The following is a 19,892-nucleotide window of genomic DNA, read 5'->3' as shown; positions in this document are numbered from 1 at the left end:
AAACTAAATGTCACCAAATGGCAATTAACTGATTATCTAAATGGCTACTATGGCACCAGATTTCAGAACACCACTACTAACTAAGAGAGTACTTTATGTTCAAGAAAACACTGATTGCCACATCTTTAGCGTTCACTGCTGCTTGCGCGTTTGCCGCACCAGCACCTGTTCAAGAGGCAGCACCTACTGCTATTGAAGCGCCACAAGTTATCGTGTTTAAGAATGTGAATATTTTCAACGGAACTGAGAATAAGCTGTATCAAAATCATTCTGTCGTCGTAACAGGAAACAAAATAACCGCAATTAGTAAAGGAGTATCCGACGTACCGAAAGACGCAAAGGTGATTGATGGTGAAGGCCGTACCCTAATGCCTGCCTTGGTGGAAGCACACATGCACTTAACTCTACCTAAAGGCTTGTTAGGCACTAACGATATGCGCTGGTCTGAAATTGCGGTTCACGCCCAAGGTTTTGGCGAAATGTATCTGGACCTTGGCTTCGGTACTATTCGCGACGTTGGTGGTGCAGACGGTGTTTGGACTGAATTAGAGAAACAAGGCAAAATTGATTTCCCTCGCACATACGTATCAGGCGCACCTATCGCTCCTGTAGGCGGACACTCAGATGTGGGTCTACAGTCTCGCCGTTTGAGCGATTCCCCTCAAAACCTAGAGCTACTCAACATTATGTCGACCCCTGCTGGCGTTGCAGAAATTCATGAGCAAGCTCGTTACAACTATCGCCAAGGTGGGCAATTTACCAAAGTGTTTCAGTCTGGTGGTGTGTCGTCTAAATTTGACCCATGGCAGTACCAATCCTTACTTGATGAAGAGTTGAAAGCAGCGGTCGACATTGCTGAGACGTACGGCTCTTATGTTGCTACGCACGCCTATTCTGATAAAGCACTTCACCAAGCTCTAGATACCGGAGTGAAGTCTATTGAGCATGGTTTCATGTTCAACGAGAACCACCATAAGAAGTTTAAAGAAAATGGCGCTTTCCTAGTGACAAACTTAACGGCGTTTTCTCCTGAGCTCGCAAAAATCCCAGTGGTTCAAGACCCTAATATTCAGAAGAAGCTAGAGTCAGCACAAGCCGCATTTGGAAGTTACGTCGAAAATGTTCAAAAGCTCGACCCAGACTACCGTGCATTTAACACCGATTGTGTGGGTTACGCCGATATGTGTGCCAAGCAGATTTCTCATGAAATCTATTTAAATGCGAAATTCTTCGGCAACTTCTCAGCACTTCGCGCCATGACGTCGACTGGCGGTCGTATTTCCGCAGAGCTGATGGAAGATTGGATCAACCCGTACTCAGACGGCAAGATTGGTGTAATAGAGGTTGGCGCGTACGCCGATATCCTTCTGATTGACGGTAACCCGCTAGAAGACATCACACTAGTCGGTGGTCGTGAGACATGGCTAACCAATGATGCCAAACCAGACGGTTCTCACCTAACTGAAATGGATCTCATCATGAAAGACGGTAAGATTTTCAAAAATACCCTATAAACCTTACCCAATTTAAAAGCCCTCAAGCTAACGTAGCTTGAGGGCTTTTTGGTATTTTACTGTTTAAGACAGTTTAAACCGCCCTACTATACTGGTCAGTTTCTGGTTCATTTCTGAAATATTATTCGCTTCTTCCAAGGCCTGTTGGCCGTTACTGTCTAACTCTCCGACAATGTCGTTTATCGCCGTCATGTTCCGGCTGAGCTCTTGTGTGACACTGCTTTGCTCTTCTGCCGCTGTCGCTATTTGAGTGCTGAGATCGTTAATTTCAGTCACGAACTGCGTCATAACATCCAAGCTAGTGGCTACTTCACCAGCGCCGTCCGCAGTTTGCGCACATTTCTGTTTGGTCGAATCCATTGAATCCACCACAGATTGGCTTCCACGTAGTAAGCTCTGCAGTGCTTGTTCAATCTCTTCGGTGCTGGTTTTGGTGCGACTTGCTAAGTTACGAACCTCATCAGCCACCACCGCAAAACCACGCCCCTGCTCGCCAGCACGTGCAGCTTCTATCGCGGCATTAAGTGCCAATAGATTAGTTTGCTCTGCGATATCGCCAATCACACTCAAAATGGTATTGATGCCCTCAGTCTCAGACGCCATATTATTCACGTTGTCCGAAGCCGTACTCACATCGTTCACCAGCTCTTGAACATTGTTTTGCGCTTGAGTCACAGTGTGCTTAGAGGTAGCACTTGCCTCATTCGCTTGATGGGTTAAATCTGCAGTATTTGCCGCATCCGTTGCCATTGATTCTGCGGTCGAGTTCATTTCCTCTATCGCCGTAACGACTTGCTCGGTTTCTTGCACATGGTTTTGTAAAATATCGCTGTTTCTCTGGCTTTGGTCTTTCATCCGATAGACGTTTTCATTGAGATGATCCGTCACTTCACGAATTTCCAGCATCATTGCTTGAAGGTTGGCAATAAACGCATTCACCCCTTCTGAAATATCACCTAAATCATCCTTGGTTTTTACTTCTATACGCTGCGTTAAATCGCCATCGCCTTGGCTTAGACCCGAAATAGTGTCTTTCAATACTAGAATTGGTCGATACAGCACATTAAGAATCGCAACGGCAAGGATACTACTGATGATGGTCGCGATAAGAGCGGTCGTAATAGCAGCTTGTTTGGCAGAACTTAACGCAGCAAACACAACTTCTTTCTCTAAACCAATAACCACATACCATTTCTTGCTACCTACACTGATTTGGTGGGAGAAATACAGTTTTTCTTTATCACCAAGATACCCGTCAAACACAACATCGACATCACCTAATGCGTTGTTTGCTACGTCATTTAACCAAGGGTAGCTATCCGTTTTCTCCCCTGCTTTTACACCTTCATCGGAATAGGCCAATACCGTTTTGTCGTGATTCAAGATGATCGCGACAGCACCCGGGATCTCATTGGCGCTCTTCACTACTTCATTGAGGAAATCTAACTGCATGTCGACAGAAATCATGCCGCTCATGGTTTTACGCACAATAGAAACCCAATAGACATCCCCATCGCTAGACAGATACGGTTCGGTCATTGCAGCAGATGGGCTTTGTCGACCTAATTGGTACCAACTCCGAGTCGTCACATCACCATTGTATTTGTGGTTCGGCCAAGTCTTCGCGGTCTGGTTCCAGTAGGCGTCCCCATTGGTGAAGGCGACGACTGAACTGTTTAAGTTCATCGCTTTAGAAAAGATATGCGTCCACTCAATGAAGTCGTCTTCAGTACCCGTCATGGGTTTATTGTCGAACTGCCCACCGAGCTTATCTAACCCTTGGACTTTCTCATTGAGCTGGCTCGCGATTTGCTCGGCTTTGTTTTTCACATAATCTTGATTGGCCTTAGTGATTAACTCGACCATAGTTTCTTTTTCTTTGATGTAAGCGACGTAACCCGACACCGATACTGATGCCACCACCAAACCTATGATGGCGATCAGCAATAGTTTCCTGAATCCTAAGTTTCTCATCGTGTCATCCTTGTTATGAACGTTGCCTCAATAAATTGAGTGCTTTGATTACAAGGCGTGCAATTATCTATTGCGCGTTTTGTTAATAAGTGTGGTCGCTCTGCCACAAAATTCCACAATTCGACAAGATTTATCCATTCCGCTACAGAAATCGCTTTAGATTGAACAGATTTACCAATTTTCTCGCTCTTACCGCTCGAACGTATTGTGTTGCTGACAATTAAATGATAATAATTATCATTACATATTAAATGCATCTAGGTTTCATTTATGGACTGCCAACAGCAACTCTACAACTTGTATTTCAAAGCTCAGGATCGCTTTCTCTACCAGTACCTAGAAAGAGGTTTTGAACCTGATGTGATCTACGATTACATACACAGTGGAATGATGTTGTCGTCGCTGTATGAAACAGGTGCGGAACACGAAAGTCCTTTACTGTGTGAGCTGTACCTGAGGCAGGTGTATTTTCACCTTCTCGACGCGATTCAAGATCCTAAGCGAAGCCACACCTTTCGACGTGTCTGCCTTGATTCCGTGCATACTCCATTGATGTGTTTAAAGCGCCACTATTACCAGCAAGAGGATGGTGACGCCAAATTTTTACCCCTACAACTACAATTACAGCGCATCAAAGCGCCCTATTAAAATAAGCATAAGCCCAAGAGGATGACCTCATGACTCAACAATTTAGAATCGAAAAAGACAGCATGGGAGAGGTGCACGTCCCAAAAGATGCCCTTTACCAAGCTCAGACCCAACGTGCGGTCGACAACTTCCATTTCAGCTCACACACCATGCCAGTAAGTTTCATTCAGGCATTGGCATACATAAAGCAAACCGCAGCGCAAACCAACGCTCAACTCGGGCTCATTGAGGGGGATATTGCCAATGCAATTGAACAAGCCGCTGATGAAATCATCGAGGGACATCACCTAGGCCAGTTTCCGGTCGACGTATTCCAAACCGGTTCTGGGACCAGTTCAAACATGAATGCGAACGAAGTGATTGCAACGCTAGCAAGCCAAAAACTTGGGGATGACGTTAGCCCAAACGATCACGTGAACATGGGGCAAAGCAGTAATGATGTGATTCCAACGGCAATTCAAGTGAGCTCAGCATTGAGCGTTGAACAGAAACTTCTGCCCGCCCTGTCACACCTCAACGAAGCACTTAACCACAAACGAGATGAAGTGGGACACTTCGTCAAAACTGGCCGAACCCATCTTATGGACGCGATGCCAATTACGTTTAACCAAGAGCTAGGCGGTTGGCAGTCTCAAATTGAGCACGCGATTCGCGGAATTGAATCCAGTTTGTCGGCAGTGAAAGCACTGGCACAAGGAGGAACCGCGGTTGGTACCGGGATAAACGCCGATCCAAGGTTTGCAAAAGCCTTTGCAGATAACTTGTCGCAAGTCACTCGAACTGAATTCACACCGAGTGAAGATTTCTTCTTTAACCTCAGCAGTCAAGACGCCATTGTTGCTCTCTCCGGTCAGCTAAAAACCACAGCTGTCGCACTCATGAAAATCGCCAATGACCTGCGTTGGATGAATTCAGGCCCTCTTGCAGGACTGGGGGAAATTGAACTGCAAGGCTTACAGCCGGGTTCTTCTATAATGCCTGGCAAGGTAAACCCCGTGATCCCGGAAGCCGTTGCCATGGCATCCGCTCAAGTTATTGGTAATGACGCCACAATTACCGTTGCAGGGCAATCCGGTAACTTCCAGTTGAACGTTATGCTGCCTGTTATCGCACACAATGTGTTAGAGAGTATCGAGCTACTGACTAACAGTGCCACTGCTATTGCTGATAAAGCCATCGCAACGTTTAGCGTGCGGGAAGATAACCTCGATGTCGCGTTAGCTAAGAACCCAATTTTGGTCACGGCACTTAACCCAGTGATAGGCTACTTGAAAGCGGCTGACATCGCTAAGAAAGCCTATAAGCAAAGTCGAGCTATTGTCGATGTTGCTGAAGAAGAAACCGACTTAAGTCGTGAGCAGCTTGAACAACTTCTCGATCCAAGCAAGCTAACAAAAGGCGGGCTTGCTCAGTAACTTTGATTCAAATCGTCAGCTTAATGCTGGCGATTTTATTTGATAGGTAATTTAGAAGAAACCAATCGGCAAGTAGAAGTCCAAATCAAACACTTCGGTATCGTTGACGAAATGGTTGTCGTGATAGTGCACATAGGCAGGCGTTGAGCGCAATTTGAAACCGGACTCAGGTAACCACTTTTCCAGCACTTGGCTGATTTGAGGAAGCAGCTCTCCGTAAACTCCTTGTAAGCGAAAAACCGCGTGCAACCCTCCGGGTATCACCATTTGATTCACCACCCCACGCAGTTTAAGCGGGCGATCAATCTCGATACATGCCACGTATCGGCACTTATCCAGCGCGACCCAAGCAGGATTAGAGTGGTGCAAGCCGAACTGAGTCGAAAAGTCTCGATTCTCACTGTTTGCCCAAGCTTTTAAGATCAACCAAGCATTACGTATCGAACGGTTGTAACCCGTGTGTCGAACATACGCAGCCATCCGCTTTGGCACTTCAACAATCTTAGGTTGAGGTAATGTCTTTTTCGCCGCTCTTTCATAACCCCGAGCGATCTCTTCATCGTACAGATAAGGTTTGTGAGAAATCTGCAAATCATGCTTACGCCACTCGCCGGGCGACATGTCAAAAGTTGATTTAAACGCTCGGCTAAAAGATGACAATGAATTGAAGCCACAATTATTGGCTATCTCTAACACTGAAGCTTTGGTATCAAACATTAACTGATTTGCAGCATATTCCATTCTGGTTCGGCGAATATACTGATGGATCGACTCCCCCACCACCTGTTTAAAGATACGGTGAAAATGCTGCTCCGAATACGCAGCGACCTTTGCCAACTCTTTCGCTGGTAACTCTTTACTAATGTCTTGATGAATATGAAATAACACATCATTGATTCTTGATATGTGATGCTGGTTCATCGCTCTAAATAGCATAAATGGACATATCTATAAGCATAAATGGACAAACAACTAAACTCAACCAACGTTAGTATTTGTATTGCCCTTTTGCTCATTAAATTACTTTGTCCGCATTTAGTGCTGCTGGGGATATAAAAACAAAATAAAAAACTCAACAGGAATACACATGGAAATCGCACACTCACTGCAACAGATTCAGTCTTCTTATATTCGAGAGATTTTAGCCGCTGCCACAGACAAAAATGTCATTTCATTAGCAGGCGGATTGCCGGATGAAAAAACGTTTCCAATCGACTTAATGCGCCCAACGCTTGAGGCGATGCCAGATATGGTTGAAGTATTCCAATACGGTGCAACTGCAGGCTACGGCCCACTGTTAGAGCACCTTACACACACGTTCAAGCTACCTGACAGCCACATGGTTATTGCCACGACAGGCTCGCAGCAAGGCCTAGACCTTATCGCTCGTGCTTACATTAACCCAGGTGACACCGTCATTATGGAAGCGCCGAGTTATCTGGGTGCAATGCAAGTCTTCGGCTTGGTGCAGGCGAATATGGTGACAGTGCCACAAACTGAGTTCGGGCCAGACTTAGAAGCGCTCGAGTCGGCATTCAAAGCAGAAGCACCAAAAATGTTTTACGCCGTACCCGATTTTCATAACCCAACAGGGGTGTGCTGGTCTTTAGATACACGTAAAGCGGTTGCCAAACTTTGTGAGCAATACAATGTAGCCTTCATTGAAGACGCACCTTACCGCGAGCTGAGATTCAGTGGCGAAGCGCTACCAATGGTGTCAGATTTCTGCCCGCAACACTCTATCGTATTGCGCTCTTTCTCTAAAATTGCCTCACCGGGCCTACGCATTGGTGCCGTGACGGGTAAAGTAAGCTACCTAGAGCCATTGGTGAAAGTAAAACAAGGTGCCGACCTGCACTCCAGCGTACCAATGCAAGCATTGCTTCATGGCCTGTTAAAACACGACAACTTTGAGCTGCACATGTCAAAAATTCAGGCGCTTTACCACGAGCGCTACCAAGTGTTGAACTCTGAGCTGAAGAAACAGCTGCCAGAAAGCTGTGAGGTAAAAGATGTTGATGGCGGGATGTTCGTTTGGGTGACGTTGCCTGAATGCGACACCTTTGCACTAGCGAAACAACTGCTGGCGAACGGCGTTGCCGTTGTCCCTAGCCCAGTTTTCTACCCAGACGAATCTCTGGCTACTCCGGCTCTAAGGTTAAACTTCACCAACGCCGAACCAAACGAGTTAGTCGAAGCAATCTCTCGACTCAGCACCGTTCTTAAAACACTATAATCACTTAAAGAACATAACCATATCTATAAATAAAAGCCGCTACTTTTCAGTAGCGGCTTTTATTTATAGTCGTTAACAGCGCCCTCTAATGATGTGAGCAACTAAGGCAATTTTCGCCATGTTTTCCATGAGTATCATCGAACAAATTAAAATCCGATGTACTTCCATGGTTATGCCAACCAAAATGGCCATTCCAACCACCAAACGCATAGGCAGTTCCAGCCGTTAAGCCAAGCACCGCCAATATGACTAACGCCACCTTTTTCATAATCTACTCCAGTTTATTGTTTTTATGTCGTTCAACAGGATTATCAGCTATTTAGATTAGTGGAAGGAGTCGCTTTACCTTGATTTACAATCTGTTGTGATATTCACCTAAAAACCACGGCACTGGAGTAGGATGTTTCCTACATCCGCTAACGCACTTCTACATCAAAGCGTGCGGTTCTAGCTTGCGCCAGAGTGCAGTTGGTTTGCTCCATAAGGTTCGCTAAGGTGATATTAGGATCGGCCAGAACAAGCTTGATCAGCTTTTCTTCAATGGTTTCGAGCATAGTTGGATTGGCGGCCAAAGCGGTTTCTAATTTAGTTGTCAAAAAGCGCGTCATTTCTGGCTCTTCGCGGGCGAGCCACTGACACCAACACTTTATATCGGTTGCTTGGCCTATTGCTTGCCAGTTTCGCGAGCGGCGAATTCGCTTAAGCTCGCAGCCGTGCTCAGCAGCGGATATTTTAGCTCGCTTAACCACATCCCCACCGATACGGTGTATCAGTGAAGGCAGTGCAATGGTCAAAGGCTCGTTGTTCATCAATTAACGTTTAACCGTACTAGCGCGAGAAGACAGAGAGAAACCGATGTCAGTAGAAGGTTCAACCTCTTCCTGCTTAATACTGCGAAGCAGTTTTTCAGCCGCTTGAGCGCCCATGTTTTCGTAATCGACTTGAGCAGAAGACAAACTTGGAAATGCGTGTTCACACATTGCGGTTCCATCTAAACAGATGATGGCCATATCGGTCGGCACTTTGATCAAGCGTCGATGGCACTCAAACAACGCACCAATTGCCACCTCTTCATGGCTGCACACCAAAGCATCCAATGTCGAGTCACGCAGTAACAGCTTGGCTAACCCCTCTGCGCCCAATTGCGAAGACGGCGCTTCATGCGTTGTTAGGAAGTGATCGGGCGTTAAATAGTTTTCGATCATCGCACTTTGCCAGCCGTGAAGTTTCCGCTGTAATACCGAATGATTTCCGCGCGCCCCAATGAAGCCGATATTGCTGTAACCCGCATCGACAAGATGCTTAGTGCAAGACTTGCCGACTTCAAAATGATCGATACCAATATTGAGATAGTGGCTCTCTCCAGTAAGCTCAGCGATTTCCATTATTGGCAGGTTGGATGCTTGCAACAAATGATGGCTGCGCTCGCTATGTTCGCTACCGAACAGAACCATCGCAGCAGGTCGGCTTTCTAGGAAAGTCGACAGCAACTTCTCTTCCTGATCGAGCGAGTAATCGCTGTAACCAAGCAACAATTGATAGCCTGCCTTGTTAAGCGCTTGCTGAAAGCTTGGTAAGAAATGAGCACACGATTTTTCCACCAGCGACGGAAGAATCAAGGCAATAGAGTAGCTTTGTGCAGAGGCTAAAGCTCCTGCTGCTTTATTGGGAATGTAGCCGAGTTCATCGACCACTAATTGGATCTTTTCTCTTAGCTTTTCTGACACCAAATCCGGTGTTCTTAATGCACGCGAAACGGTCATTGTCCCCACGCCCGCTTTCTTTGCGACATCAGCGATGGTGACTTTCCCGGTACTTCTGCGTTTACGCGGTTCGCTCATTAGTTCTTAAATACTATCCATTTATTTGCGGCGCCATCTTAGCACAGCACTGAGTAGGTTTTTCCATATTAGCGCATAACTTGTTAACGGCATCGGTATGAAACTGTTTGAAATACGAAAATGGTAGCGCTATCACAATTTATGATAGCGCTATCAGATAGCGCTACCATTTGTGATCATAGTCCGGTTTTTCTGACAATTTGATCAGTAAAGTAGCGCCATCAACCAATAACGCAGATCAATACAATGTTAAGTGAACTGATTACTCCAGAAGTTATTCGTGTCCATGCTACAGCGGACGATTGGAAAGATGCGGTCAGCAAATCTTGCCAAGCGCTTATCGATTCCAAAGCGATCGAACCTCGCTATGTCGACGCGATTTTCAAATCTCATGAAGAGCTAGGCCCCTACTATGTCGTTGGGCCGGGTATGGCAATGCCACACGCTCGCCCAGAAGATGGTGTAAACCGTTTGTCTATTGGCATCACGGTGATTCAGCAAGGGGTGAACTTCGACTCTGACGGTAATGACCCAGTGAAAATGCTGGTGACGCTTGCCGCAACAGATAGCGATAGCCATGTTGGTGCAATATCTAAACTGGCAGAGCTGTTTATGAACGACGAACACGTTGAACAGATCTGCAACGCACAAAATGTCGATGATGTCATGAACGTCATCAAACACTACTAAAACAAGAACTCAATTTAGAAACAAAAAGGTACGAATTATGAAAATTATGGTTGTTTGCGGTCACGGTCTTGGTACTAGCCTAATGATGGAAATGAGCATCAAGAGCATTGTCAAAGAACTGGAAATCAATGCGAATGTTGATCATATCGACCTTGGCTCTGCTAAAGGTACAGACTGCGATATCTTTATCGGCACCAACGACATCACGGATCAGCTAAAGTCATTAGGTGTAGAACCTAAGATCGTTAGCCTAGACAACATGGTAGACAAAGCTGCAATGAAAGAACGCTTGTCTGTCGCTCTAAAAGAGCTAGGCGCACTATAAGGGGAGCGTGATGGAATTTTTCAATTTCTTAATGAACGACGTCCTATCCGAACCGGCGGTTCTGGTAGGTTTGATCGCTCTTATCGGCCTGATTGCCCAAAAGAAACCGGTCACCGAGTGCATTAAAGGCACGGTAAAAACCATCCTTGGTTTCATCATTCTTGGTACTGGTGCTGGTCTTGTTGTCAGTTCACTAGGTGACTTTGCAACGATCTTCCAAGAAGCATTCGGCATCACGGGCGTAGTTCCAAACAACGAAGCCATTGTCTCTATCGCGCAAGAAGCGTTTGGTAAAGAGATGGCGATGATCATGTTCTTCGCGATGCTGGTGAACATTCTAATTGCACGCTTAACACCTTGGAAGTTCATTTTCCTAACCGGCCACCACACCCTGTTTATGTCGATGATGGTTGCAGCAATCTTGTCTTCAAGCGGCATGAGCGGTGTACCACTGATTGCGCTAGGCTCTGTAGTTGTTGGTTCAGTTATGGTGTTCTTCCCTGCGATTGCTCATAAATACATGAAGCAAGTAACAGGCTCAGACGACGTAGCAATTGGTCACTTCTCTACGCTTTCTTACGTACTAGCAGGCTTCATCGGTAGCAAGTTTGGTAACAAAGAGCATTCTACTGAAGAGATGAATGTACCAAAGAGCTTACTGTTCTTGCGTGATACACCTGTCGCTATCTCGTTCACTATGGGTATCATTTTCATGGTGACCTGTATCTTCGCTGGCGGTGATTTCGTTCGTGAAGTGAGCGGTGGTAAGCACTGGTTTATGTTCGCACTAATGCAATCAATCACGTTCGCTGGTGGTGTGTACATTATCCTGCAAGGTGTGCGCATGGTTATCGCGGAAATCGTACCGGCATTTAAAGGCATCTCAGACAAACTCGTACCAAACGCGAAGCCAGCTCTCGACTGTCCAGTGGTATTCCCATACGCACCAAATGCAGTGCTAGTCGGCTTTCTATCGAGCTTTGCCGCAGGTCTTATCGGTATGTTCCTACTTTACATCATGGGCTTAACTGTCATCATCCCAGGTGTTGTTCCTCACTTCTTCGTGGGCGCTGCAGCAGGTGTATTTGGTAACGCTACAGGTGGACGTCGCGGTGCAATCTTAGGTGCATTTGCTCAAGGCTTGCTGATTACGTTCCTACCAGTATTCCTAATGCCGGTTCTTGGCGACCTAGGCTTTGCTAACACAACCTTTAGTGACGCAGACTTCGGTGCAGTAGGTATCCTACTTGGCCTAATCGTTCGCTAATCCCCCCACTCCTGATAAAGGAAAAGCCGCTTACTCAGGCTCAGTAAGCGGCTTTTTTATTTGCTATAAATATTGGGCTAATCCCTAGGGTCTGTTGATCTTTCGAGATGATTTTTGCAGCACTTTGTGGGAAATTTATACAAGGCAGAGGCTTTGATGTGTAGCTAGCCTACATGAGAAGCCGATAACGCAGTAGAAATGAACCACGAAGGCTGCCCGAAGGGTTCGGTTAAAATCGTTTTATGCTTCGTTGAAGACTATTTGCTTAGAATGCTAGGCTGCGCAGTCTTCGTCTCGCCTAAAACGATTTTATCTCGAACAAAATTTGACCACGAAAGATCAACAGACCCTAGGCACTACCAATAGTTTTCGCTAGCAAAGTGACCCGGCTTTCTACGCAAATGTTTGGTGAGACCGAGCTCCTTTAAAGCGTCGGATGCGTCATGAATCATATTAGGGTTACCGCACAAATAGACGAAGCTTCGGTTTGGATCTACTTGAAGCCCCACTCTTTGCTGCAACTGCCCATCCAATAATAGCGTTGGGATACGGCCTTGGAGCGCCCCATTTATCGATTCTCTGCTCACGATAGGTACATAAGCGAACTTCTCTCCATAGTGCTCCGCCATCGATTTGATCAAATCTTGATAGACTAAATCTCCTTCGTAGCGAACGGCATGCACCAAAACGATTCTATCCAAATGGTTCAATTTCTCAGGCTCTCGAAGTAGCGACAAAAAAGCGCCTACTGCTGTACCGGTCGAAAGTAACCATAGCTCTTTCGCATAGTCGGGTAATTCATCGGCGGTCATGAAGCCCGATACGGTTTGTCCTACATAGAGATCGTCGCCCACATTAAGTGCTTCAAGCATCGGAGATAACCGACCTGTTGGATCGGTTACAATGAGAAATTCCAATTCATGCCCAGACGATTTGAAGCTGGATACCATCGAATAGGCACGTTTTAACCAGTGACCATCTTCTTCCTGCAAAGCGAGCTTCGTAAACTGGCCAGCTTGGTAACTGCCAATATCCGCTTTAACAAATAGGCTAAACAACCCTGGCTTCCAGTCGACCTTATCGACGACTTGGCCTAATACCAAGTCGCGAGGAACTTGCTCCATACGCCCTCCTCTCACTACTGACTAGCTCACTAACGTACTTCTAATCCTAGATTATATTGGGCTAAACAACGTGTTACATAACTGATTTTGAGAAACGCGGCGATAATAATGGTCGAGATATGAGCCGCTATCTGCTGATTTAGCGTAAAATGATCCGCCAGTGGATAAGAAATAATGATGCTCGCAACAAGCACTAGTGTGGTGAGCAATAATGCTCCATTAGAGACTGAAAGAAGGCGTTTGAAGAATCGAATTTGTTGAGCAGGCATAATGCACCTCTTATAAGTATGATTGTTTTTCTTACTTATAATCAGGATACGTGCCAAGTTCTCATCCTATTGTTTTAACTAAATTTTAAATAAATCAAACCTAAAATAGAGTCTTTTTGACAACATTAAAAATAAAGTCCTTTTGACTACAAAAAGTTAAATTGACCATCTCAACTAAACCCTAACACTGACTATCCAACACCTGCGGGCTGGTATGCAGAAATAAAAAAGCCTCGCATTGGCGAGGCTTTTCGAAAGATTTACGTTACAGGCCGATATCTTCAGATAATGATTCGATCTGTTTCAAGTCCATTCTATGCACCTGAATCATTTGGTCGATTTGGCTAATGCGCGAGTTGGCTTCATCTTGCTTGTCACATGAATCAGACTTGGCATCCCAAGATGTCCCTTCTAGATAGACATCACACTGCTTCTTTAGTGCTTCTATTTTCGGTAGCAAGTCTTCTCGCTCTTTTTCTAGCGACGCTAATTCTTGTTTGATCTTCAACTCTCGCTGAAACAGTTCACGCGAGCGCTCTAGCATCGTTGCTTGCATATCGGCTTGACGATTAAGCCTACTGTTTTGCGCAGACTCCTGCGCTAATTGATCTTTCTGCTCCGTAATCTGCGCTTCTAGATTACTTTTCGCTGTTTCTAGCTCTTTGACCTGAGCTTCCATTTTGGCCAAGTTCTCTTGGTATTCTTCGTCTTTCTCTTCCAGCGCTTTTTGAAGTTTAAGCTCAAGTTGGTGATCTACTTTCGCAACTTTCTCTTCGACTTCAACCACTAACTGCTTTTTATCCTGCTGAACAGTTTGGTATTTTTCTTCAAGCTTGTTGTACGTGGTCTCCCACTTATTTGCTGTCATCATAGAGCCGCCAAGGCCGCCCAACGCTAGCCCCAACACTCCCGCAAGAGCAATGTAAATATGCGTGCGTTTATCTCGTTCCTCGATAACAACAACATCGTCGTCGTGCTCTTCGATTTCAGTTTGCTTATTCAACGTTTTTGCTCCCAGTGACAACTTTAGCGAGTCAATTCAGCGATCATTAATGTCGCAACATAGACTAGAAAGCCTCCGACCAAGGTCAATACCACACCTTTTTGCACTTTTTCATTCGCTCGATAGCGGATCAATAAAAAAGCCAGTGCGCTTAAAAACACAATCGCGACTAATCTCGTCATAACCACTCCTTTGTTGTACACCATGCAATACGCGTTGGTATTACATACATTATGAACCAAATGAACGGGTTAATGCTGCAGATATTGTTTCATTTTATATCATTAATTCATTTCTAATGAGTCAGAAAAACTGTCTTTTTGAATCCCTTTGGCGTTTATTTGCGCAAACAGTCTTTTTGAGGGTGACATCACATTCTTTTTTCCGCTAATATCCGCGTTACAGATTACCTATATAAATAGGTAATTGTTCCAATGAAGGCTACAGGAGAGTGGTATTTAACCAAATTTTAACATTTTGGTTAGCATTACCCGCCGAAGAATTAACTATTTCAGGTGCTTTATTCCGTACGGAAAAGTAAGGACTGTAGTTGGAGGAACCTCTGGAGAGAACCGTACTACCTCGTTGTAGAAATCGGTCGCCGAAGGAGCAAGCTTTACGCTATGTAAAGTGAAACTCTCAGGCAAAAGGACAGAGGAGTGAAAGGCTACAAATCAATATGATCGTGTTCTGGCAGATTCTTACTGCGAGTACCATTGGCCATTGTGCTGCTTTTAGGCAGTGCGAACCCTTTCCCTCTTCTCCTTATATGTTGTTTATACCAACGCTATTAATTATGTGCTCCTAAGTTAATTCAGATCGACAGGTTGTTCAGTCCGACAGTTTGCTCAAAGTAAACCGTCTGCTCAAAAGCATTTTGATCAAATAAACTGGGACAAATAGTTGATGGAATTGGTTTTATTAAGGGGAAACCGAAACCATGAATAACCTTCAATCTTTGCTACAAACCATCGACAGCTTTGTCTGGGGCCCACCACTACTCATTTTGCTCGTGGGAACCGGTGTTTACTTCACTTTTCGCTTAGGCTTACTTCAATTTAGACACCTGCCAACTGCGTTGAAGTTGGTGTTTAGTAAAAATAAATCATCATCCACTCACGGGGATGTTTCTAGCTTTGCAGCGCTATGTACTGCGCTATCTGCCACTATCGGTACCGGTAATATTGTTGGTGTTGCGACTGCAATCAAACTCGGCGGGCCAGGAGCGCTGTTTTGGATGTGGTTGGCCGCCCTGTTTGGCATGGCGACCAAATACGCCGAATGTTTACTGGCAGTAAAATACCGTAAGGTAGATGACAAAGGCCAAATGATCGGTGGTCCAATGTACTACCTTCAATACGGTGTAGGCTCTAAAGCCCTTGCCGTTATGTTTGCTGTATTTGCCTTAGGCGTTGCCTGTTTTGGTATCGGCACCTTTCCACAAGTTAACGCTATTCTGGATGCTAGCGAAATTTCATTTGGTATTTCTCGTGAATTCTCTGCACCCGTTCTGACTTTGTTAGTTGCTTTCGTCACCTTAGGTGGTATCAAGTCGATTGCAAATGTTGCAGGAAAAGTCGTGCCAGCAATGGCTGTGTTCTATGTTGTGGCATGTGCCAGCGTGATCATCTTAAACGCCGACAAACTCATGGACGCCTTTGAACTCGTTATTGTTTCAGCGTTCACATCAACGGCTGCAACAGGTGGCTTCTTAGGTGCGAGCATCATGTTAGCGATTCAATCTGGTATTGCGCGCGGTGTGTTCTCCAATGAGTCAGGCCTAGGTAGCGCCCCAATGGCTGCGGCTGCGGCAAAAACTGATTCTTGCGTGAAGCAAGGCCTTATCTCGATGACAGGCACCTTCTTCGATACCATCATCATCTGTACCATGACCGGTCTAGCACTGATTCTAACCGGAGCATGGCAAAGCGACTTCTCGGGCGCCGCTATGACAACCTACGCGTTCGCACAAGGGTTAAACTCCGACACACTTGGCCCTATGGCTGTGTCTATTGGTTTGATGTTTTTCGCATTCACGACCATTTTGGGTTGGAACTATTACGGCGAACGCTGCGTGGTGTATTTGTTTGGTACCAAAGCGGTACTGCCATATAAAGTGGTATTCGTTGCTCTAGTGGCATCTGGCGCATTCCTGCATTTGGACTTAATTTGGATTATCGCCGACATCGTGAACGGGCTTATGGCAATTCCAAATTTGATTGGTTTAATCGCCTTACGCCAAGTTGTGATTGAAGAAACCAAGCGCTACTTCAGCCAAGTAGCCGCAGACAAAATGACACTAAGTCGAGCTTAATCGCTGTTAGATGACGTCATAACCCCATACTAACAAGGTTGTTGATGTCATTTAACGCCTAGCTAAACACTTGAAAGAGCAGTCCATAACGGTGCTGCTTTTTTATTCCTCGTCGCTCGATGAGCAATGACAAAATAATCCATGTCTAAACTTTTGTAGTATGTCCTATGCTAGTACTAATCCAAAGACGTAAGGATTCTATATGCAAGCACCGATTCAGAACCAATTATCTCTTCGCTTGTTACTGCTGACGCTCGCTCTTGTTCTGGTATCTTGGCAGGTGGTGATCAGCTCGTCATTTACTGTCGCTTCCATCACCGCTACGGTTCTAGGCATTTGGTTGGTTTTGGTGGCAACGCTTATCGGGTTGTCACGGTAGTTAAGCCATGTTCAGCACCACAACGCTGATCGTTATCATTGTGGGCTACATTGGGGTGCTCTACGCCATTGCAAACTGGGCTGAGTCTTCTAGCCCATTGGCAAAACGTTGGTCTTCAAGCGCCACGGTTTATATTCTTTCCATTGCTGTTTACTGCACCAGTTGGACATTCTATGGCAGTGTGGGCTTAGCATCGCGAAGCGGGATTATTGTCTACACCATCTATCTCGGCCCAACGCTGCTCATGATAATGCTGTGGCCGTTAATGCGGCGTATTCTGCTCATCAAACAGACCTACCACGTAAATAGTATCGCTGACTTTTTATCTGCTCGCTTTAATCGTAGTTTGTACTTAGCCGGGGTAACGTCAATCGTTGCTATGATAGGTATCGTCCCTTACCTCGCATTGCAGCTCAAGTCGATCAACAACACCATAATGGTCGTAATGGGCACCGAAACTACGGGTGCTGCGATCACTTGGGTGATATGGTTTGGCGTCGCGCTGTTTACGATCATATTTGGTATTCGCCATATCGACCCCACTGAGCGCCACCCTGGGATGATGCTTGCGCTTGCGGTTGAAGGCATAGTGAAATTGTTAGCAATGCTCGCTGTTGGGCTGTTTGTATGCTTTGTACTATTTGATTCCCCAAGCCAGATCTTTCGCATGTTGGAAATGCAGCAGCCCGAAGCAGCCAAAGCCATGGCACAAACTCCCGATTTCATGACCTGGATAAGTTACCTATTACTGGCAGGTTCAGCTTTCTTCTTGTTACCTCGCCAGTTCCACGTGATGGTCATCGAGAACCCAAAAATTAAGTACATTCGCCAAGCTCAGTGGAAGCTGCCCATCTATCTCATTTTGATGACCATGTTCGTGATGCCGATATCCGCAGCGGGCATTTTGCTACTCGGGCCGGATAGCCCTGATACGTATATGTTGGCGTTGCCAATGTCCGAGCGACAATTCGCACTGACTTTACTGGTATTCATCGGTGGATTTTCCGCTTCAATGGCGATGCTAATGGTATCGGGTATGACGCTCTCCACCATGTTTTGTAACCACCTTGCCCTGCCCCTTTTGAGACGTTATTCGCCACAACGTAACTTTGGCCAATACTTGCTACAAATACGTTGGTTTGCTGTGTTCTTAGTGCTTGGTGCAGGACAAGCGTTCTATCTTTTTCTTGGAGAGTCGTATCTGCTGGCCAATATGGGAATGATCTCCTTTTGTGCTGCGCTTCAATTTTTACCCTTGATGCTCACAGGTCTGTACTGGAAAGACGTCAACTCGAAAGGAGCAGTCATCGGTCTGTCTGCGGGTTTCCTTGTGTGGGCATACTGCTTGTTCATTCCGTCCCTGATGAAAAGTGGCTGGATAGACGATAGTCTGCTCCAAGCTGGGCCTTTCGAAATCATGTGGCTGCATCCAGAGCACCTATTTGGTAGCAGTATGAGTCGTGTGACTCACGGGGCGTTTTGGTCGATGCTGGCGAATATTTCCGGTGTCGTGCTCGGCAGTTTGTTTTGTAAAGAAAGCAAACAAGAGACACGCTACAACGCCGAGTTCATCGACACCATGACGCAAAATCAGTCAGAAGAAGATGTGGTCGCGTTAGACTTACCAAAAAGTATTGAGCTAGCACCAAAAACAGCAATTCTCACCGAGTTGTTCGAACGCTACTTCCCTCAAACCGAAGCCGCGCAGAAGTTGGAATATAGCCTTACCGATGCAAAACTCGGCGACGCTAGCCAAATTACAACCTTAGAGCTGGCCAACTTGGAGAAAGCAGCCGAGCGTCATTTAAGCGGTGCAACTGGCGCAGCGATGGCACACGTATTGATTCGAGATTCTCTGCTCTTTACTGAAGAAGAGGTGAATGAACTCGAACAAACTTACAGCCAACTGCTTACCCAGCTCAAAATAAACCCTCTCCATTTAAGGCAACAGCTCAATTACGCCAAAGAGAAAGAACTGCTCGCACAAGAATACAACGAGCAGCTGGAAACCCTAGTCGATCAACGAACCAATGAGCTGCAAGACGCCATGTGCAAATTGCAGCAAACTCAAAGTCAACTGGTAGAGAAAGAAAAGCAAGCGTCATTGGGTGGCCTAGTCGCTGGGGTTGCGCACGAAATCAATACACCCATTGGGGTTTGTGTTACGGCGTCATCCAATTTGCAAGAAGAAGTGAAAGCGCTGAAAAAAGCCTACAGTAGTGAACAACTGAGTGAACAAGACCTATTAGATTTCCTCGAACTGTGTGATGAATCGGCGCTGATCATTCATAAAAACAACGAACGAGCGTCTGAGTTAATCAGCAGCTTCAAACGCATTGCGGTCGACCAATCTTCCGATGAACTGCGTCAGTTTGAACTCAAACATTACCTTGAAGAAATCATGCTCTCGCTTCGCCCTCAGCTCAAAAAAGTGCCGCATACCATTACGGTAGACTGCCCGCAAGAGGTGCATTGCTCGTCCTACGCGGGGACACTCTCACAGATTTTTACCAACTTGATTATGAATAGCATTATTCACGCCTTTCACCCCGAACAAAAAGGCAATATCAATATACGGATTGAAAACCGCACTGACGAAGTGGAAATTCAATTCCAAGACGATGGAAAAGGCCTAGAGGAAGGAGACGCAAAACGTCTGTTCGATCCTTTCTTTACCACCAAACGCAATCAAGGTGGCAGTGGCCTAGGGACGCATCTTATCCATACACTGATAACCCGTAAAATGAGAGGCAATATCCAGATTAAAACCGCCCCTGGGGAGGGGTTGTCGTACACCATTAATTTCCCAAAAATCATTAACGAAGCTTGACTATTGAGTAACTTGTAAATCGCCTAAACCTTGCCTATACACTAACTATTGAGGGACAAAATT

The 19,892-nt window shown here is 45.7% G+C and carries 19 protein-coding genes and 1 riboswitch; of the genes, 10 read left to right on the top strand and 9 right to left on the bottom strand.

The window, feature by feature from the left end; genetic code table 11:
* The first annotated feature begins 95 nt into the window (after positions 1-95).
* Positions 96-1,514: an amidohydrolase family protein gene (locus ACXABW_RS06695; protein WP_457524693.1), complete on the top strand. Its 1,419-nt coding sequence runs from the start codon at positions 96-98 to the stop codon at positions 1,512-1,514.
* A gap of 63 nt (positions 1,515-1,577) precedes the next feature.
* Here ACXABW_RS06695 and ACXABW_RS06690 read toward each other — a convergent pair whose 3' ends face one another.
* Positions 1,578-3,488 carry a methyl-accepting chemotaxis protein gene (locus tag ACXABW_RS06690; protein WP_457524691.1) on the bottom strand — a complete coding sequence of 637 codons (1,911 nt, stop codon included), beginning with the start codon at positions 3,486-3,488 and terminating at the stop codon, positions 1,578-1,580.
* Positions 3,489-3,758: 270 nt separating this feature from the next.
* Here ACXABW_RS06690 and ACXABW_RS06685 point away from each other — a divergent pair, with 270 nt between their 5' ends.
* Positions 3,759-4,136 carry a hypothetical protein gene (locus tag ACXABW_RS06685; protein WP_265687457.1) on the top strand — a complete coding sequence of 126 codons (378 nt, stop codon included), beginning with the start codon at positions 3,759-3,761 and terminating at the stop codon, positions 4,134-4,136.
* A 29-nt stretch (positions 4,137-4,165) separates the two neighbouring features.
* Positions 4,166-5,551, top strand: a complete 1,386-nt coding sequence (locus ACXABW_RS06680; protein WP_457524688.1) for a class II fumarate hydratase — start codon at positions 4,166-4,168, stop codon at positions 5,549-5,551.
* A 51-nt stretch (positions 5,552-5,602) separates the two neighbouring features.
* Here the strand turns inward: ACXABW_RS06680 and ACXABW_RS06675 are convergent, their stop codons facing one another.
* Positions 5,603-6,472: an AraC family transcriptional regulator gene (locus ACXABW_RS06675; RefSeq protein ID WP_265687488.1), complete on the bottom strand. Its 870-nt coding sequence runs from the start codon at positions 6,470-6,472 to the stop codon at positions 5,603-5,605.
* 166 nt (positions 6,473-6,638) lie between these two features.
* Here ACXABW_RS06675 and ACXABW_RS06670 point away from each other — a divergent pair, with 166 nt between their 5' ends.
* Positions 6,639-7,787 (top strand): aminotransferase-like domain-containing protein, encoded by a 1,149-nt coding sequence (locus ACXABW_RS06670; protein ID WP_457524686.1) that lies wholly within the window; start codon positions 6,639-6,641, stop codon positions 7,785-7,787.
* Positions 7,788-7,872: 85 nt separating this feature from the next.
* On the opposite strand, the gene ACXABW_RS06665 is transcribed toward ACXABW_RS06670, so the two are convergent.
* From ACXABW_RS06665 to ACXABW_RS06655, 3 genes are all read right to left on the bottom strand, one after another.
* Entirely contained in the window at positions 7,873-8,055 is a 183-nt protein-coding gene (locus tag ACXABW_RS06665) for a hypothetical protein (protein ID WP_265687460.1), read from the bottom strand.
* Between the two features lie 148 nt (positions 8,056-8,203).
* Entirely contained in the window at positions 8,204-8,596 is a 393-nt protein-coding gene (locus tag ACXABW_RS06660; protein WP_457524685.1) for a ribosome recycling factor family protein, read from the bottom strand.
* A 3-nt stretch (positions 8,597-8,599) separates the two neighbouring features.
* Positions 8,600-9,628, bottom strand: a complete 1,029-nt coding sequence (locus ACXABW_RS06655; protein WP_457524683.1) for a LacI family DNA-binding transcriptional regulator — start codon at positions 9,626-9,628, stop codon at positions 8,600-8,602.
* A gap of 246 nt (positions 9,629-9,874) precedes the next feature.
* On the opposite strand from ACXABW_RS06655, the gene ACXABW_RS06650 reads away from it, so the two are divergent.
* Genes ACXABW_RS06650 through ACXABW_RS06640 form a run of 3 tightly spaced genes read left to right on the top strand, consistent with a single transcriptional unit; the run spans position 9,875 to position 11,910 of the window.
* On the top strand, positions 9,875-10,318 hold the full coding sequence (locus tag ACXABW_RS06650) for a PTS sugar transporter subunit IIA (RefSeq protein ID WP_457524681.1): 444 nt from the start codon (positions 9,875-9,877) through the stop codon (positions 10,316-10,318).
* A 37-nt stretch (positions 10,319-10,355) separates the two neighbouring features.
* Positions 10,356-10,643 carry a PTS sugar transporter subunit IIB gene (locus tag ACXABW_RS06645; RefSeq protein ID WP_252030592.1) on the top strand — a complete coding sequence of 96 codons (288 nt, stop codon included), beginning with the start codon at positions 10,356-10,358 and terminating at the stop codon, positions 10,641-10,643.
* Between the two features lie 10 nt (positions 10,644-10,653).
* Positions 10,654-11,910: a PTS ascorbate transporter subunit IIC gene (locus ACXABW_RS06640; protein ID WP_457524679.1), complete on the top strand. Its 1,257-nt coding sequence runs from the start codon at positions 10,654-10,656 to the stop codon at positions 11,908-11,910.
* 356 nt (positions 11,911-12,266) lie between these two features.
* Here ACXABW_RS06640 and ACXABW_RS06635 read toward each other — a convergent pair whose 3' ends face one another.
* The 4 genes from ACXABW_RS06635 to ACXABW_RS06620 all read right to left on the bottom strand — a co-directional run bounded on the left by ACXABW_RS06635 (position 12,267) and on the right by ACXABW_RS06620 (position 14,488).
* Positions 12,267-13,034, bottom strand: a complete 768-nt coding sequence (locus ACXABW_RS06635) for a ferredoxin--NADP reductase (RefSeq protein WP_457524677.1) — start codon at positions 13,032-13,034, stop codon at positions 12,267-12,269.
* 29 nt (positions 13,035-13,063) lie between these two features.
* Positions 13,064-13,303 (bottom strand): hypothetical protein, encoded by a 240-nt coding sequence (locus ACXABW_RS06630; RefSeq protein ID WP_265687466.1) that lies wholly within the window; start codon positions 13,301-13,303, stop codon positions 13,064-13,066.
* 265 nt (positions 13,304-13,568) lie between these two features.
* A complete protein-coding gene (locus ACXABW_RS06625) occupies positions 13,569-14,306 on the bottom strand; it encodes a chromosome partitioning protein ParA (protein WP_457524675.1) in 738 nt (245 codons plus the stop codon).
* 23 nt (positions 14,307-14,329) lie between these two features.
* A complete protein-coding gene (locus ACXABW_RS06620; RefSeq protein ID WP_252030585.1) occupies positions 14,330-14,488 on the bottom strand; it encodes a hypothetical protein in 159 nt (52 codons plus the stop codon).
* Between the two features lie 370 nt (positions 14,489-14,858).
* Positions 14,859-14,971, top strand: a riboswitch (glycine riboswitch).
* Between the two features lie 275 nt (positions 14,972-15,246).
* On the opposite strand from ACXABW_RS06620, the gene ACXABW_RS06615 reads away from it, so the two are divergent.
* The 3 genes from ACXABW_RS06615 to ACXABW_RS06605 all read left to right on the top strand — a co-directional run bounded on the left by ACXABW_RS06615 (position 15,247) and on the right by ACXABW_RS06605 (position 19,829).
* Complete coding sequence (locus ACXABW_RS06615) at positions 15,247-16,620, top strand: alanine/glycine:cation symporter family protein (protein ID WP_457524673.1); 1,374 nt, start codon at positions 15,247-15,249, stop codon at positions 16,618-16,620.
* A 202-nt stretch (positions 16,621-16,822) separates the two neighbouring features.
* The gene (locus ACXABW_RS06610) at positions 16,823-16,999 is read left to right on the top strand and encodes a hypothetical protein (protein ID WP_457524672.1); all 177 of its coding nucleotides are present in this window, start codon (positions 16,823-16,825) and stop codon (positions 16,997-16,999) included.
* A 7-nt stretch (positions 17,000-17,006) separates the two neighbouring features.
* Positions 17,007-19,829 carry an ATP-binding protein gene (locus ACXABW_RS06605; protein WP_457524670.1) on the top strand — a complete coding sequence of 941 codons (2,823 nt, stop codon included), beginning with the start codon at positions 17,007-17,009 and terminating at the stop codon, positions 19,827-19,829.
* The last annotated feature ends 63 nt before the right edge of the window (positions 19,830-19,892 follow it).

The organism is Vibrio paucivorans (genome assembly GCF_054053395.1).
Note: the sequence above shows the minus strand (reverse complement) of the source record. Positions and strands in the feature narration are given on the sequence as shown.

Coding starts and splice junctions, on each gene's coding strand:
- ACXABW_RS06695 (WP_457524693.1), top strand. CDS start 96: ATGTTCAAGAAAACACTGATTGCCACATCTTTAGCGTTCACTGCTGCT.
- ACXABW_RS06690 (WP_457524691.1), bottom strand. CDS start 3,488: ATGAGAAACTTAGGATTCAGGAAACTATTGCTGATCGCCATCATAGGT.
- ACXABW_RS06685 (WP_265687457.1), top strand. CDS start 3,759: ATGGACTGCCAACAGCAACTCTACAACTTGTATTTCAAAGCTCAGGAT.
- ACXABW_RS06680 (WP_457524688.1), top strand. CDS start 4,166: ATGACTCAACAATTTAGAATCGAAAAAGACAGCATGGGAGAGGTGCAC.
- ACXABW_RS06675 (WP_265687488.1), bottom strand. CDS start 6,472: ATGAACCAGCATCACATATCAAGAATCAATGATGTGTTATTTCATATT.
- ACXABW_RS06670 (WP_457524686.1), top strand. CDS start 6,639: ATGGAAATCGCACACTCACTGCAACAGATTCAGTCTTCTTATATTCGA.
- ACXABW_RS06665 (WP_265687460.1), bottom strand. CDS start 8,055: ATGAAAAAGGTGGCGTTAGTCATATTGGCGGTGCTTGGCTTAACGGCT.
- ACXABW_RS06660 (WP_457524685.1), bottom strand. CDS start 8,596: ATGAACAACGAGCCTTTGACCATTGCACTGCCTTCACTGATACACCGT.
- ACXABW_RS06655 (WP_457524683.1), bottom strand. CDS start 9,628: ATGAGCGAACCGCGTAAACGCAGAAGTACCGGGAAAGTCACCATCGCT.
- ACXABW_RS06650 (WP_457524681.1), top strand. CDS start 9,875: ATGTTAAGTGAACTGATTACTCCAGAAGTTATTCGTGTCCATGCTACA.
- ACXABW_RS06645 (WP_252030592.1), top strand. CDS start 10,356: ATGAAAATTATGGTTGTTTGCGGTCACGGTCTTGGTACTAGCCTAATG.
- ACXABW_RS06640 (WP_457524679.1), top strand. CDS start 10,654: ATGGAATTTTTCAATTTCTTAATGAACGACGTCCTATCCGAACCGGCG.
- ACXABW_RS06635 (WP_457524677.1), bottom strand. CDS start 13,034: ATGGAGCAAGTTCCTCGCGACTTGGTATTAGGCCAAGTCGTCGATAAG.
- ACXABW_RS06630 (WP_265687466.1), bottom strand. CDS start 13,303: ATGCCTGCTCAACAAATTCGATTCTTCAAACGCCTTCTTTCAGTCTCT.
- ACXABW_RS06620 (WP_252030585.1), bottom strand. CDS start 14,488: ATGACGAGATTAGTCGCGATTGTGTTTTTAAGCGCACTGGCTTTTTTA.
- ACXABW_RS06615 (WP_457524673.1), top strand. CDS start 15,247: ATGAATAACCTTCAATCTTTGCTACAAACCATCGACAGCTTTGTCTGG.
- ACXABW_RS06610 (WP_457524672.1), top strand. CDS start 16,823: ATGCAAGCACCGATTCAGAACCAATTATCTCTTCGCTTGTTACTGCTG.
- ACXABW_RS06605 (WP_457524670.1), top strand. CDS start 17,007: ATGTTCAGCACCACAACGCTGATCGTTATCATTGTGGGCTACATTGGG.